The sequence below is a fragment of the Actinacidiphila cocklensis genome (assembly GCF_907177275.1).
Classification (GTDB): domain Bacteria; phylum Actinomycetota; class Actinomycetes; order Streptomycetales; family Streptomycetaceae; genus Actinacidiphila; species Actinacidiphila cocklensis.
The window spans coordinates 1-15240 of sequence record NZ_CAJSLV010000060.1 but is presented as its reverse complement, the minus strand read 5'-3'; the positions used below and the strand labels follow the sequence as shown (position 1 = coordinate 15240).

At 70.0% G+C, this 15240-nt stretch carries 11 protein-coding genes; 5 read left to right on the top strand and 6 right to left on the bottom strand.

Annotated elements, in window-relative coordinates; all coding sequences use genetic code 11:
* Window positions 1–97 precede the first annotated feature (97 nt).
* Complete coding sequence (locus NFU81_RS21095) at window positions 98–826, bottom strand: polyamine aminopropyltransferase (protein ID WP_251492212.1); 729 nt, start codon at window positions 824–826, stop codon at window positions 98–100.
* 396 nt (window positions 827–1222) lie between these two features.
* Between NFU81_RS21095 and NFU81_RS21090 the strand changes: the two genes are divergently transcribed.
* A complete protein-coding gene (locus NFU81_RS21090; protein ID WP_251492325.1) occupies window positions 1223–2503 on the top strand; it encodes an AI-2E family transporter in 1281 nt (426 codons plus the stop codon).
* A gap of 703 nt (window positions 2504–3206) precedes the next feature.
* On the opposite strand, the gene NFU81_RS21085 is transcribed toward NFU81_RS21090, so the two are convergent.
* The 4 genes from NFU81_RS21085 to NFU81_RS21070 are packed head-to-tail and all read right to left on the bottom strand — an operon-like array spanning window position 3207 to window position 8433.
* The gene (locus NFU81_RS21085) at window positions 3207–4304 is read right to left on the bottom strand and encodes a glycoside hydrolase family 26 protein (RefSeq protein ID WP_251492210.1); all 1098 of its coding nucleotides are present in this window, start codon (window positions 4302–4304) and stop codon (window positions 3207–3209) included.
* Window positions 4297–5886 carry a glycosyltransferase family 39 protein gene (locus NFU81_RS21080; protein WP_251492209.1) on the bottom strand — a complete coding sequence of 530 codons (1590 nt, stop codon included), beginning with the start codon at window positions 5884–5886 and terminating at the stop codon, window positions 4297–4299. Before NFU81_RS21080 ends, NFU81_RS21085 begins: the two co-directional genes overlap by 8 nt.
* Complete coding sequence (locus NFU81_RS21075) at window positions 5883–7121, bottom strand: glycoside hydrolase family 26 protein (RefSeq protein ID WP_251492207.1); 1239 nt, start codon at window positions 7119–7121, stop codon at window positions 5883–5885. The genes NFU81_RS21080 and NFU81_RS21075 overlap by 4 nt, the downstream gene beginning before the upstream one ends.
* Window positions 7114–8433, bottom strand: coding sequence for a glycosyltransferase family 2 protein (locus NFU81_RS21070; RefSeq protein ID WP_251492205.1), 1320 nt, complete (start codon window positions 8431–8433; stop codon window positions 7114–7116). The genes NFU81_RS21075 and NFU81_RS21070 overlap by 8 nt, the downstream gene beginning before the upstream one ends.
* A gap of 311 nt (window positions 8434–8744) precedes the next feature.
* Between NFU81_RS21070 and NFU81_RS21065 the strand changes: the two genes are divergently transcribed.
* The 4 genes from NFU81_RS21065 (at window position 8745) to NFU81_RS21050 (ending at window position 13268) form a co-directional block, all read left to right on the top strand.
* Window positions 8745–10064 carry a UDP-glucose dehydrogenase family protein gene (locus NFU81_RS21065; protein ID WP_251492203.1) on the top strand — a complete coding sequence of 440 codons (1320 nt, stop codon included), beginning with the start codon at window positions 8745–8747 and terminating at the stop codon, window positions 10062–10064.
* A 90-nt stretch (window positions 10065–10154) separates the two neighbouring features.
* Entirely contained in the window at window positions 10155–11183 is a 1029-nt protein-coding gene (locus NFU81_RS21060; RefSeq protein ID WP_251492201.1) for a glycoside hydrolase family 26 protein, read from the top strand.
* Between the two features lie 24 nt (window positions 11184–11207).
* Window positions 11208–12182: a hypothetical protein gene (locus NFU81_RS21055; protein WP_251492199.1), complete on the top strand. Its 975-nt coding sequence runs from the start codon at window positions 11208–11210 to the stop codon at window positions 12180–12182.
* Window positions 12183–12341: 159 nt separating this feature from the next.
* Entirely contained in the window at window positions 12342–13268 is a 927-nt protein-coding gene (locus NFU81_RS21050; RefSeq protein WP_251492198.1) for a UTP--glucose-1-phosphate uridylyltransferase, read from the top strand.
* A 69-nt stretch (window positions 13269–13337) separates the two neighbouring features.
* On the opposite strand, the gene NFU81_RS21045 is transcribed toward NFU81_RS21050, so the two are convergent.
* On the bottom strand, window positions 13338–15038 hold the full coding sequence (locus tag NFU81_RS21045) for an IS1182 family transposase (RefSeq protein WP_251492197.1): 1701 nt from the start codon (window positions 15036–15038) through the stop codon (window positions 13338–13340).
* Window positions 15039–15240: the final 202 nt, after the last annotated feature.

The window sequence follows — 15240 nt, the reverse complement described above, 5'->3', positions numbered from 1 at the left end:
CCGGCCAAGGGCCTGCGCCCTCCTGGGCGTCGGGCCGTCCCACGCCGAGGACGAGGTCGGCCCCGGCCTGGTCGACGCCGATAGGAAACGGGTGTTGCTACCGGTCGCCTGCGGCTTTGACCGCGAGGTAGACGGTGTTGGCGGCGGTGCTGTCCTGCAGGGGGTTGGCGAAGGCGACCGTGCGGGCTTCGGCGTGGGCGAAAGTGGTGCCGAGCAGGGAGGTGAAGGCATCGCTGGGCGGGTCGTTGGACCACAGCGCGAAGACACCGCCGGGGTGGAGGTGTTCTGCCAGAGCGCGCAGTCCGTCGGGCCGGTAGAGCGCGGCATGCCGCGGATGGAGGACGTGCTCGGGTGAGTGGTCGACATCCAGCAGAACGGCGTGGAATCGGCGCCCGGGCACAGCCGGGTCGAAGCCGTCGGTTCCGGCTGCCAGGGCGAAGAAGTCGCCGTGGACGAGGCGGCACCGGTCGTCGGTGGTCAGCCGCGCGCCCAGCGGTACGAGGTGCTCGTGGTGCCACTCGATGACCTTGCTGATCGCGTCGACGACGATCAGTGACGCCACACGCGGGTCGTCGAGTGCCGCCGCGGCCGTACAGCCCAAGCCGAGGCCCCCAACGGCGACATCCACCTGCTCGTTCGGCAGCGCGGCCAGGGCGAGTTCGGCGAGTGCGATCTCGCCCGCGATGAAGAGGCTGGACATGAGGAACTCGTCCCCGAGCTTCACCTCGTACACGTCGTCGCCCGAGGAGGGGTCGCGCCGCCTGCGCAGGCTGATGTCGCCCATCGGGGTGGTGGCCCAGTCGAGTTCCTCGAAACGCAAGCTCATCCGCTCTTCCTTCCGGGCGGCCGCTGAGCAGTGCCGGCTCGGGGTGCGCCGCCGTGAGGCCTCGATGATGACAGGCTTGCCGCCCCCGTCTCCGCCGACGGTCAGTACACGGCCTCCGGATCACCGTGACCCCCACACCCGGCATTCCCGCGTCCTCTGCGTTCTCCCTGGAGCACTCGTCAGCCGGCCGGCGCTGCCACGGAACGGAAATCGGCTGGGTCCGTGGCTCCGACTGCTGTCACGTCGGAAGGAGGAGGCCCCGGCCGGCGTGAATCTTCCGCTCGCGCGGGGGCAGACGGACGCCAGGTTGTGCTGTCGGTGGAGGGTCCCGGGCTGCGGCATCGCGGAACCGACTCCAGGACCGTCCTCACGAGAGGGGATGACGCAGTGCCAGACATGCCTGCCCAGGCGTCATCGCGGCCCGGATCCGCCGTCTCCGACCCGCACCGGCGGGACGGCGCCGAGGCTCCCAGGGAGCAGAGCGGCACCGAGGCGGCCGGTCCCGCAGACGCAAGCCCCGAGACGGCCCGGCGGAAGGGCGACCCGCCCGAGAGCGCGGCCGCCGCGGCCGACCGGCGGCCACCGGCGGGCGGCGGACAGGACGCAAGTCCGGTTGCCGAAGCGTGGCGGCGCAGGCTCGGCGGGGTGCCCGCCGCGCGGCGTTCCTGGTTCCAGATCGGCTTCGGGCTGGCCCTCGGCGGGAGTCTGGCATGGCTCCTGGTGCAGACCGTGCTCAGGCTCAGCGAACTGCTGACCCTCCTGCTGCTGGCCGTCTTCATCGCGGTCAGCCTGGAGCCGGTGGTCGCCTTGCTGGGACGGCTCGGCCTGCGCCGCAGCTGGTCGGTGGCCGCGGTGCTCGCCGGGTTCGCCGGTGTGCTGGCGGGATTCCTGGCGCTGGTCATCCCGCCTGTCACCGACGCGGTGAACGCGCTGAGCGACGGGATACCCCGCTGGCGCCAGCAGTTGCACGACCACCACTCCACCCTGGGGCGGCTGGAGGACCGTTACCACATCATCGAGAAGGCGCAGTCGCGATTGAGCGCCGGGGGCGCGTCCCAGGTGGCCGGCGGGGTGCTGGGGGCCGGCCAGCTGGTGATCAGCCTCATCACGTCCGCCGTCATCGTGATCACCGTCACCCTCTACGTGATGGCGGCGCTGCCCACGATCAAGCAGTTCTGCTACCGCTTCGTCCCCGGCACCCGGCGCCCCCGGGTGGAGGCCGTCACCGAAGAGATCCTCAGCCGCGTCGGCCGGTACATGCTCGGCAACATCGCGACCTCCGCGATCGCGGGTCTCGCCACCTTCGTGTGGTGCGAGGTCGTCGGCGTACCCTACGGCGCCGCGCTGGGCTTTTTCGTGGCGCTGATGGACATGGTCCCCGTGGTGGGCTCGACGGTCGGCGGCATCGTGGTCAGCCTGGTGGCACTGACCGTCTCGTTTCCGGTGGCCCTGGCCACCGCGGCATTCTACATCGGATTCCGGGTCGCCGAGGACTACCTGATCATGCCGCGGGCCATGAAATTCGCCGTGGACGTGCATCCGGTGGTGACCGTCGTCGCGGTCCTGGCCGGCGGCTCGCTGCTCGGCATCATCGGCGGCCTGGTGGCCATCCCGGCCGCCGTGGCCCTCGGCATCGTGCTCGACGAGTACGTCTTCCCCCGCACCGACGCCTCCTGAGCACGCTCGCCGCCAAGGCGCCGGGCGCAGCGAAGAAGCCGTCGCCCGGCCGAACCCGCGCACGACTCCGTCATCGCGTTGTCCAGGCCGTCTGCGACCGTACCGAACGATGGCAGGGGCCCTGGAGGTGCCGGGTATTGCATCCGTGCTGGTCGCAGCGCTGGGTCCGGGGTGGGCGGTGCGCGGTGGCAGTTGGGCGTCCGATGCAGGGAAGGCAGCCCGTGAGCCGCTTCGGCGGGCTGCGAGGATGCTCGCGAAGCGGACTCGTTGCCCGTTCAGCTGTCACCGCAGCGGCGGCCCCGTTGCGGTTGCGGCTCGGCAGGGCCGGATGGACCCGCGGCATTTCGCACTCCTCGACGAGGTCCGCAGGAGCCTTGTGGGTGCCGAGAATTCCATCCGCGCAGTTCAGCAGGCGTTTCAGCGGCCTGTGCCGGTTGCAGAGGACAGGGTTGTTTTGAACGCGCTCATACCGTGCCTGACGCTCCATTGAACGCGTTCAAGCGGATCCGCGCTCGGTCGTCACCCTGGATAAGGTGATAGTGGTGCTGAGCTGCACGGATGAGGCTTTCGGCAGGGGCACCGTCCGCGTCGAGTTCCCGACCGGCGACTTCAACCTCGACTACTGGACCGTGACACGCACCTGACCGCCCGTGCGGCCGGCCCTGCCCTCGGGTCCGCCGCCACCGGCCCCGCGCGCGGCAGGTCAGGAGGGAGCCGGGACCGCTGCGGGCTTCAGCGTGCGGACCCCCGTGCGGAAAGCATTCCGCGCCGCCGTGCTGGAGGTGAACGTCCAGTCGGCGCCGGCGCCTTGCTCGCGCGTGTACTGGAACCAGACGAAGCCGATCACGTCGGGGTGCTTGCGCAGCCACGGGAAGAACGAGGCGATCCAGCCGGCCTTCCGGGCACCCGGCTGGGATCCGGTCTCGGTGATCAGCAGGGGACGCTGGGTGAACTTCCGGACGGCCCGCAGGGTCGGGTCCAGCGTGTCGCCCGCCGCCGCTTCGGAGACGCCGTAGGCGGACATGCCGATCCAGTCGACGTAGGCGTCCCCGGGATAGAGGGACGCGAGGCGGACCGGGTCCGCACCGCGCAGCGTGTTCGGCGCCCACACCCAGATCACGTTGTCCGCGCCGACCTTGTCGAAGATCGCGTGCACGTGCTTCCAGGCGGCCGCGAACTGCCCTGGCTTGTTGACGCCGTTGTGCTCGGCCCATGGGTACCAGTGGCCGTTCATCTCGTGGCCGAAGCGGATCGCGACGGGCCAGCGGCCCGCTTTGACGGCCTCGGCGAACGCGGTGATGTAGGCGTCGTGACGGCCGTCGATGATAGTGGACAGCGCGTACGACGGCTGCTTCGTGCCCTTGCCGGCGCCGGCCCACGGCTCCCAGGTGATCACCGGGAGGGCGTGCTGGGAGTAGGCGGACCGGACGGCGCCCTCGTCGAAGCCCTTGGTCCAGTTGACGAAGTACTCGACCATGTCCGGCCGGACGCCGCCGGCGTCCTCGGCGATACCGGAGAGCACCGCGGACTTCCAGGGGGCGTCGGGTGCGGCGACGCCGACGTAGGTGGTGCCGCCGGGGGGACGGAGGAAGCGCGACTTGTCGGGGACGGTCTCGGTCGTCCGCGTCGAAGGCAGGGCGACGCTGCGCCCGGCGTGGTCCTTTCCGGAGCCGCCGGACGAGCCGCCGCCCAGCGCGAACGCGCCCAGGCCGACGGCCACCGCGGCGGTGACCGCGAGCGCCGCCTGCACCAGCCGGCGCGCCCCACGCCGCGGCTCGGGCATGTCTCCGCCGTCAGCCACGGCCGCCCGCCTTCGCGGCTCGCTGGAACAGGGTCACGCGCAGCCCTCCGCTGAACTTCCGCCCGGCGGAGGCCTTGTACTCGGTCCGGAGGAACGTGCCCTCGTCCGTGGTCATCCCCGCGTAGGGGGTGGCGGCCGGCGCGGTCGACACCAGCCAGATCCGGTCGATGCCCTTGGTGCACACCACCGGAGCCGAGCAGGGCTCGCCGGTGTAGGTGCCGTCGCGCTGCGGCGAGACCATCACGTACACGTCGTCGAGCGGCCGCGGGGCGTCGCGCAGCTGGTAGGACATGGCGCGGGTGGCGACGTCGAGCTGGCCGCTGTAGACGATGCCGTCGCCGGGCTTCTGCTGCAGAGCGATGTAGCGGGCGGCCGCGTGGAAGTCGTACGCACCGGACCGCGGGTCGTCGCGCAAGGCGGACAGGGCCGGCACGGAGACCGCGGCGACCGCTGCGAGGGCGACCAGTCCGGCCCCCAGCTGGCGCGGCACGACCGACGATGCCGCGCCCGGCAGCGCGCGGCCGAGCCCGCACACGCCCGCCCCGGTGAGCAGGGCGATCGCGGGCAGGGTGAAGACGAAGTACGACGGCGTGAACAGGTTGCCGTAGGAGCGCAGCAGGAAGACCACGACCGGCGGCAGTACGGCCCAGACCAGCAATGTGATGCCGTTCCTGCGGCCGAGCAGCACTCCGAGCACTGCCAGGACGCCGACCGTCAGCACCACGTGGGTGGAGCCGAGCAGGTCCTGCGGCAGGTGCCGCAGCGCGTCGAGGCCGGTGCCCCCGTTGGGGTGCTGGTGGTTCTGGCCGCGGGCCAGCATGAGCACCGCGACCAGCGGGGCCACCGGGACCACCGTCACCGAGAACCAGGCGCCGGCGCGCTGTCGGTCGGTGGCGAACACGATCAGCAGGTACGCGACCACGACGCTGGCGGCCACCGGATGGAACAGCCCGGTGCCCAGCATGCCGAGGGCGTAGCCGCCCCACCGGTCGGCGCCGTCGTGGTCCAGCGCCCGGTACAGCAGCAGCGCCCCGACGACCACGGCGAGCGCCGACATCGCGTAGGGGCGGGCGTCCTGGGCGTAGCGGGCGGTGGCCGGCAGCACGGCGAAGACCAGCCCGCCGATCAGGCCGGTCGGGCCGTCGAACATCCGGCGGCCCAGCAGCGCGAGGGCGGCGGCGGTCGCGGACATTGCCAGCAGCGAGGGCAGCCGCAGCACGACCGGCGAGGAGCCGGCCACCGCCACCCACAGGTGCATCAGCACGTAGTAGGGGGCCAGCACCACGTCGGTGTTGTCCAGCAGGCGCCCCAGGTCGCTCCACGACAGGTGGGCGGCCCACCAGGTGGCCGACTCGTCCTCGCGGACCTGCGGGGTGCCGATCTGGTAGGCGCCGAGCGCGAGGGTGACCAGCGCCGGGGGCAGCATGGTGTTGGTGCGGCTCAGGCCGCGCCTGCGCTCGCGCTCCCGATGCTCGCGCTCTTCCCGTCGGGTGGGCCGTTCCTCCGCACGCTCGGTCCTGGGCTGCGGGATGATCGCGATCGGAATGGTCTCCGGGGAGTCGAGGACTTCCCTGTCGCTCACGGCGTGCTCCCTGTACTGGAGGCGGACGGGCTCGCCGGTGGGCTCCCGCCGGACGTCCGCGTGGGGCTCGTCGTGGTGGCCGGCTGGCCGGTGGTCAGGTGCAGGGTGGCCAGGCCGGCCTGGAACGCCTCCTTCTCGGCCGGGCTGGAGGTGAACAGCCAGTTGGCGCGGGCGCCGGTGTCGCGGTCCTTCTCCATCCAGACGAAGCCGATGATCTCGGGGTGGCGTTTCAGCCACGGGAAGAAGTTGTTGACCCACTGCAACTGGCTGGTGTCGATCTGCGCGCCGGTCTCCATGATGATGATCGGCTTGTCGGTGATGGCCTGGATCTGCTCGATCGTCGGTCCGAAGGTGATCGCTGGCGACTTCTCGTGCACGCCGTAGCCGGTCATGCCCACCCAGTCGACGTAGGCGTCACCCGGGTAGAGCGGCTTGAGCTTGGTGCGGGGCACCGGGCGGACGATGTTCGGCGACCAGGTCCAGATGACGTTGGTGGCGCCGGCTCGGGTGAACAGGTCGTGCACATGCCGCCACATTTGGACGTACTCGCCCGCGTGGTTGCCGTTCACGTTCTCCGACCACGGGTACCAGACGCCGTTCATCTCGTGCGCGAAGCGCAGCACCAGCGGCCACTTGGCATCGGCGATCGCCTTGGCGGTCTCGGTGATGTAGGCGTCGTAGCGGCCGCCGATGATGTCGGCGAGCTGGTAGTCGGGCTGGTCGGTGTTGGACGTGAGGATCTCGTCCGGCTTGGGGTTCTGCGTGCCGCCCTGCCACGGCTCCCAGGTCAGCACCGGCAGGGTGCCGTGTGCGTAGGCCGCGGTGATCGAGTACGGCTTGAACTTCTGGTTCCACGACAGGAAGAACGAGGTCATGGTGGTCCGGACGCCGCCGGCGTCGGTGGTGAGCTGGTCGAGTTCCTGCGTGTCGTAGGGCGCCTTGACGGTGGCCGCACCGTAGTAGATGCCGTCCGGGCGCAGGAACTGCTCCTTGCTCGGGACGGTCGGCTCGTTCTTGCCCTTGAGCCGGTCGAGCACGCCGGGGCTGCTCGGGGCGTTCCCCAGGCCGGAGTAGCCGGCGCCCTGGGCGTTGGAGGTCACCGCCGCGTAGACCGCGTAGGACAGCGCTGACAGCAGTACCGCGTTGACGGCCATCCACACCCGCAGGCGGATGCCGGAACCGCGGCTCCACCAGTGGACCGGCCTGCGGCGGCGGCTGCTTCGCGACTCAGACACTCATCATCACCGATCCCCCCAGCATCAGCCCGCCGATGAGGTACGGCACGAGCACCAGCGGGCTGTGGGTCTTCTCGCCGGCGAAGCTGTCCGCGCGGGTCCCCCAGCTCGCGTTGTGCGCACACCGGAAGAAGCCGAGCAGCCGCACCGGAAGGAGCAGCAGCGTGTTGATGACCATGAACGTGGGCAGGAACAGCAGGTCCTGCGGCCGGTAGGCGAAGTGCCGGCCGAACCGGACCATGAGCGAGAACAGCGACATCACCGCAGCCAGGCTCACCAGCAGCACCAGGGACTTGGTGGGGTCGGACGGCAGTGGAAGGTCGGTGTAGATGCCGGGGCGGCCCTTGTGGAACGCGGCGACGACCCAGGACGCGAAGGTGCCGAGGAGCACGAACGGCACGGCGACGTCGGCGAAGTAGAACAGCGCCAGCATCTTCGCGTGCTTGAGCATCCACGGCATCATCCGCAGCGTGTTGTACTGCGAGCCGCGGGCCCAGCGGTACTGCTGCTTGGCGAGCTTCTTCAGCTGCAGCGGGGCGTCGGTGTAGACCAGCGACGTCGACTGGTAGACCGTGCGGTACCCGGCCTTCAGCGTGTAGTTGGTCAGCGTGCGATCGTCGCTGACCTCCAGGAAGACGCCGAGGAACTTCTCGCCCAGGAAGTCGTCCATGCAGTCGAAGAGGATCGAGCTGCGGAAGGCGATGGTGCGGCCGGGCAGGCAGCCGACGGTGCCGAGCACGCTCATGGCCGGCATGGAGTACTGGCAGCGCACGCTCTCCAGCCAGTCCGCCCAGCGGGTGAGCACGGTGCGGCTCGGCTGCAGGATCCGCTGGCGGGTCGTCACACCGCCGATCTTGGGGTCGCGGAAGGGCTTTATCAGCTCGCTGAGGGTGTTGGTGGTCCAGATGGTGTCGGAGTCGACCAGCACGGCGATCTCGCCGGTGGACGCCTCAAGGCCGACCTTCAGGGCGTTGCGCTTGCCGGGGATCTCCGTCCAGTACCAGAGCACGCCGAGGTCGTCGCATATCGCTTCGAGGGCCACGTTGCGGCGGCCGTTGATCACCACGATGATCTCGGTCGGCTGCTGGGCGATGATGCGGCCGACGACCTCCCGGAACAGCTCCTCGGGTTCGTCGACCACCGGAATGATCACGGAAGTGGTCGCGTGGAATGGCCGCTTCCATGGCTTGTAGCGCCGCGCGAGCACGATTTTGATCACCCACAGCAACCAGATGAGCGCCATGAATGCCGCAAACGGGTACACCACGCCGCTGATCCGCAGCTCGCGGATCTCCAGCAAGAACGCCAGCATGCCTTCCCCAACGCGCCGATTTCCCCCAGGCCCCTGACGACGCGGTATGCCGCAGAGAAGCTGTCTCGTCGGGAATGTTTACCATATGATCTGCACAGCATCCTCACGCAGCCCGGTGATTGCCGTACGATCACCGCGCGTCCCGTGCCCCTGTCTCCGGAAGGGGGTTCGGAAGGCCGCTCGGCCTGTGCCATTGCTGTGTGCAACGACATCGGATCCGGCTCGGGGAGCGGCGGAGCGGCCTCTGCGCCGTGGTGCTCGCCTTGCCTCATTCGCGCTTGGTCCCCACGTACCGGAAGGGCAGCCGAAACATGCGGCTCACTGTCATCGGCACCGGCTACCTCGGCGCCACCCATGCCGCGTGCATGGCCGAACTCGGCCACGAGGTGCTGGGCGTCGACGTCGACCCGGACAAGATCGCCGCACTGCAGTCCGGCAGCGTCCCGTTCTACGAGCCGGGGCTGGCCGAACTCATCGCCGAGCACGTCGCCTCGGGCCGGCTGCGGTTCACGACCTCCTACCGCCAGGCCGCCGCGTTCGCCGAGGTGCACTTCTCGTGCGTGGGCACCCCGCAGCTGCCCGACGGGCAGGGCGCGGACCTCCGGTACGTCGACGCGGTGATCGAGTCGCTGGCCCCGTATCTGGACCGGCCCGCCCTGGTGGTCGGCAAGTCCACGGTGCCGGTGGGCACCGCGGCGCGCCTCTCCGGCCGGCTCGCCGAACTCGCCCCGGCCGGGGCGCGGGTGCGCCTGGCATGGAACCCGGAGTTCCTGCGCGAGGGCTTCGCCATCGAGGACACCCTGCGGCCCGACCGCCTGGTCATCGGGTTCGACGACGGCGACAGCGCGTCCGAGCCGCTGCTGCGCGAGGTGTACCGTCCGCTGCTGGACGCCGGGGTGCCGCTGGTCGTCACCGACTTCCCGACGGCGGAACTGGCCAAGACGTCCGCGAACGCCTTCCTGGCCACCAAGATCTCCTTCATCAACGCCATGGCCGAGGTCTGCGAGGCGGCCGGGGCGGACGTGGCGCAGCTCAGCGCCGCACTGTCGTACGACACACGGATCGGCGGGCGGTTCCTGCACGCCGGCGTCGGCTTCGGCGGTGGCTGCCTACCCAAGGACATCCGCGCGTTCCGCACCCGTGCGGAGGAACTCGGCGTCGGGCGGGCGCTCGCCTTCCTGGACGAGGTCGACGCGATCAACCTGCGCCGCCGGGACCGGGTCATGGAACTGGCCGCGGAACTGCTGCCGGGCGGGCTGTCGGGGCGCCGGGTCGCGGTGTGGGGCTGCGCTTTCAAGCCCGACTCCGACGACATCCGCGACTCGCCGGCGCTGGACCTGGCGGGCCGGCTGCACCAGGCTGGCGCCTCGGTCAGCGTCTACGACCCCCACGCCATGGACAACGCTCGCAAGCTGCGGCCCGAACTGGACTACGGCACCGGCCCGTTGGAGTCGGCGCAGGGCGCGGAGCTGATCCTGCACCTCACCGAGTGGCGGGACTTCCGCGAGCTCGACCCGCGGGCGGTGGCCGAGGTCGTGGCCCGGCCCCAGATCGTCGACGGCCGCAACGTCCTGGACCGCGACGGCTGGCGCGCCGCCGGCTGGACCTTCCGGTCACTGGGCCGACAGTAGGACCGCCGCCGTCCGATGCCCACTTTTCCACGCAGAGTGTCGTGCTCCCACCCGCCGGCGCGGCCCTGGCGCGTCCTCGTCGGTCTGCTGGTGAGCCTGCTGACGGTCACGCTGGCCGCCTGCTCGTCCTCCGGCGGCGACCCCTTCCACGAGTCGGCCGCCACCGGCACCCCCTCGTCGCGGGAGACGCCGGTCCCCGCCCCCAAGGGGCTGACCAAGGCGGACTACCTGCACCCGAAGGGCCAGTACTACGGCGTGGCCACCTTCCATGCCCCGGCCCGGGCGACCACCGACTCGGCGACCGTCGCCGCCGGCGTGCACCCGCGGATCCTCGAGTACTACCAGAGCTGGAACAAGCCCTTCTCCCTCGGCGACTTCGACCTCAGCTACCAGCAGGGCGCGCTGCCGCTCCTCACCTGGGAGCCGTACGGGACGTCGCGGGCCGCGGACCAGCCGCAATACGCGCTGAAGAAGATCGCGTCGGGTTCCTTCGACCGGTACATCATCACCTTCGCCCGGCAGGTCAAGGCCGCCGGCCGGCCGATCCTGCTGCGTTTCGCGCACGAGATGAACGGGGACTGGTATCCCTGGTCGGAGCAGAACAGCGGCAACGCCCCCGGTGACTACGTCAAGGCGTGGCGGCATGTCCACGACCTCTTCGACGCCGTCGGCTCGACCCAGGTGATCTGGGTCTGGAGCCCGAACATCCTCCGCGGCACCAACGGGGTGCAGCTGCAGCCGCTGTATCCGGGCGACCAGTACGTGGACTGGATTGGCATCGACGGCTACGGCACCGGGGAGAAGTCCGCCCGGGACGTGCTGCAACCCACGGTCGACGCCGTCGAGAGCTTCTCCGGCAAGCCGATCCTACTGGCCGAGACCGGCAGTTCGACCGGGCCGCAGCAGGCCGAGTGGACCGCCGACCTCTTCCGCTGGCTCAAGAGCACGCCGAACGTCATCGGCTTCGTGTGGTTCCAGCACAGCCAGGACGAGGGCGGCCGCTACGACTACCGGTTCGACATAGACCCGCAGAACAAGGCGGCCTACCGCCAGGGCCTCAATGCGCTGTCCCTCGTTCCCTGGCCCGCCACTGACGCTAAGATCCACCCGAATGGGTGACCGGAAAGGTGAAGTCCCGAGGCTATGAGCACACCGCAGGGGCCACAGGACCCCCGTACCCCGCATCAGGACGGCGCCACAGCCCCGGCCGAGCCGCAGCAGCCGCAGTCGGTGCCCCCGCAGCAGCAGCAGCCGTCCGGTTACGGCCAGCCGCAGGGCCCGTACGTCCCGTTCGCCCAGGGGCCGCCGCAGTGGCAGGCCCAGCCCCCGGCGCAGACCGGCTACCCGTACGAGGTACGGCCCGGCTACCCGCAACCGTACGTGCCCAACCCCAACCAACCGGACTGGTCGGCGATGGCGGACCGCCAGCAGGCGGACCGCAAGGGCAGGCGCCGGATGACGATCGGCATCGCCACCGGCGTCGTCCTGGTGCTGGCCGCGGCCGGCACGCTCGTCGCCCTGACCATGGGCAAGAACGACGACAAGGTCGCCGACGGCCCCAAGGACCACCCGTCCTCGTCCTCGTCCACGAAGACGTCCGCCAGTCCCTCGCCGAGCGGCTCCGCCACCGGGTCCACCGGTCAGCCGACGCCCACGCTTCGTGGCAGCGACCTGTTCACCGCCACGAAACTCTCCGTCGACGGCCAGTCGTTCGCCCGCAAGGCCACCTCGCACAAGACCCCCTGTTGGCAGGGCACCCGCGGGGGCCTCGGCCCGCAACTGGACCCGCACCACTGCTCCCAGATCGTGCTGGCCACCTACGTCTCCGGCAAGGACGCGGTGACCGTCGGCGTGATGGTCTTCCCGACGGCTGCCGACGCCGAGGCGGTGAACACGGACTTCAAGGGCAACCTGATGCCCGTGACCGGGCACGGCATCCCCGATTTCTGCAGTGACAAGGTGGCCTGCGCAGTGACCCACGCGGTGCACGGGCGCTACCTGTACACCACGGTCTCCGGGCCCAACTCCGGAGCCGCCGGCGACACGGATGCACAAGCCATTGCGGCCGGCCGGGGAATTGCGGGCTACGCGCTCTCCAGGCTGCTCGAAATGCACTGACGCCAAAGGGCGTTCGACCGCTGAATGCGGGAGCCATCCTTCCGCTATCGCGTTGAGGTGCGCTTCCGCCCGAGACCCCCTGGGACATGTGCTTATGATGTGAGCTTACCGCTCACGCCCAGGGGGGAGTTGTCGCCGGATTTCGGCGGCTTATCGCGCATGTCAACCAACCGAAGATCACCGCACATTCCGCGCATCTCCAGGGCCGTCATACCCGCCGCGGGCCTGGGGACCCGATTTCTTCCGGCGTCGAAGGCGACCCCCAAGGAGATGCTGCCGGTCGTCGACAAGCCGGCGATCGAATACGTCGTCGAAGAAGCCGTGGCCGCAGGGCTCACGGACGTCCTGATGGTGACCGGACGCAACAAGCGGGCACTTGAGGACCACTTCGACCGCAACCACGAACTCGAGGAACTGCTCGGCCGGCGCGGCGACACCGAGCGCTTGGAGAAGGTGCGCGCCTCCAGCCGGCTGGCGATGATGCACTACGTCCGGCAGGGCGACCCCAAGGGCCTCGGGCACGCGGTGCTCTGCGCGGAGCCGCACGTCGGCGATCAGCCGTTCGCCGTGCTCCTGGGCGACGACCTCATCGACCCGCGCGACCCGCTGCTGCCCAGGATGGCGGAGATCCAGCAGCGGTACGGCGGCAGCGTCGTGGCCCTGATGGAGGTCGACTCGGCCCTGATCCACCTGTACGGATGCGCCGCCGTCGCCCCGGTGGCCGGCGAGGACGGCGACATCGTCCGGGTCACCGGCCTGGTCGAGAAGCCGGAGCCGGGACGGGCACCCTCCTCGTACGCGGTGATCGGGCGCTACGTGCTCAGCCCGGAGATCTTTCCCGTGCTCACCAAGACGCGGCCGGACCAGCGGGGCGAGATCCAGCTCACCGACGCCCTCGGCGAACTCGCCCAGCGGCGGAACGACGGCGGCCCAGTCCACGGCGTGGTCTTCTCCGGGCGCCGCTACGACACCGGCGACCGCGGCGCCTACCTGCGCGCGACCGTCCGGCTGGCCTGCGAGCGCGAGGACCTCGGCCCGGAGTTCCGGGCGTGGCTGAGGGAGTTCACCGCCACCGAGCTGGGCTGAATCCGGGTACGCCGGCGGCGCTCGCAGCCGCTGGGCCTGTGGGGTCGCCCGATCCTGTTGCCCATTGGTTTATGCGGTGAGGGTGAGTTCGAGTCGGGTGAGGTGGCTGGTGCGGGTGCGGTCGAGGGGTTGGTTGTGCCACCAGGCGTGGAGTCTGATCAGGTTGAGTGCGACGGCGGAGTAGACGTGTTCGAGGTGGGTCTTTTCCAGGCCTCGGTAGCGCGCTCGGCGGACGCCGGTGACGGCAGTGGCCTGTCGGATGGTTCCCTCGATGCCGGCCCGTAGGGCGTAGTTCTTGTTCCAGTCCTTGGTCTGCTGTTGGGCGCGGGCGTTGCGTAGTGCTTCGGTCATCTCGCGTGGGTGCAGGGTGATTTGGCGTCGGTTGCTCTTGGCGCTGGTGCACTGGCTCCGGTGCGGGCAGGGGATGCAGTCCAGGGCGGCGAAGGTGGCCACCGTCTTGGGCAGGCCTGCTTGGACGACGGGGTTCCAAGTGACGCTGGTCTTGCCTGCGGGGCAGGTGGCCTGCTCGGCGTGCCAGTCGATGGTGAAATCGTGGGCGGCGAAACCGTTGCGGTCTTTGGCCTGCCGGGAGGTGTCCAGCAGAACTGGTGTGACCAGGGCGACGCCGTAGGTTTTTAAGGAGCCTTGGATCAGTTCGGCGGTGGCGTAGCCGGAGTCGAGGTAGTGCTCTTCGGGGAGGAGCCGGCGCTGCTGAAGGGTGTGGTGGACGGCGTCGAGGGCTTTACTGTCGGGCAGCGTGGAGCTGGTGGTGGCCACGTTCGTGATCAGGTTCGGGTGCTTGCGCCCGGATTCCGGTGCGGAGGTGCAGGTCTCGCTGATGTGGAGCTTGTAGCCGTTCCACAGGGTGTCGCGTTTGACGCTCCAGCGGGAGTCGGTGTCATAGGGCGAGGACAGCCGTAGGTGGCCGGGCGGGCGCCCGTCGCCACCGTCCTCGGCCTTCTGCCGCCGCTTGACCACCTCCCGCCCGCCTTTGATGGTGCGGGTGTAGTTCTGCAGCAGCACGATTCGCAGGACCTGCACCGCGGGAAGTTCCCGCAGCCAGACCGGCGAGTTTGGGTGGTAGACCGCGCCGAGCAGGGCGAAGCCGTCACGGGCGAAATCCACCGCCAGCTGTTCCTGCTTGACCTGCGACGTCGGCAGTCGCCAGCCGTCCACTCGTGCCCCGTATCTCTTGCTCCACGAGGCCACGTCCACGACCTGGGCCACCCAGTCCGGCGCCGCGCAGGTCAAAGCCTCCACAGCGGCCCGCACTGCCTCGCCGGCCAACTCCAGTCGGTTGAGATCCCGCACCGCGGCGACCACGTGGGTGGAGTCGGTGCGCTGCTTGCCGCCCGCGGCCAGCAGGCCCCGCTCGAGCAAGGCGGCCAGCAGCAGGTCCAGGACCTTCTCCTCCAGGTGGTGTGCGGCCACCCGGGTGCGGAACTGCGACAGAACGCTGAAGTCGAACCCTGGATCTTCCAGCCCCAGTCCGAGCGCATAGGCCCAGGAGAGTTTGTCACGCACCGCCTCGGCAGCCTGCCGGTCGGTCAGGTTTTCCGCCATCTGCAGCACCGTGACCAGCGCCAACCGCCCCGGTGACCAGCCCCGCGGACCGGTCGCTGCGAACGCGGACGCGAACTCGGCGTCCGCGAAGACCTCACCGAGACCGTCACGCACCGCGACCGGCAGCGGCACCGGCCGGCCGCGGTACTTGGCCCGCACCGCCCGCACCACGCCAGGCGCAGGCTCCGGCCACGGCTGCGACTCCATCGACACCAGCCCCTCCCACCGTGACCGGGAACGATGAGAGGACCGGCCACACAACAAGCCTGCCGTAATGATCAAGACCCTGACCAGTACACCAACAAATGGGTGAGGTGCCCCGAGGTCTCCGGACAGGGATCCAATAGGATCCCTGTGTAAGGAAACGAGAGGCACGACGTGGCACCACCCAGCAAGTACTCGCCGGAGT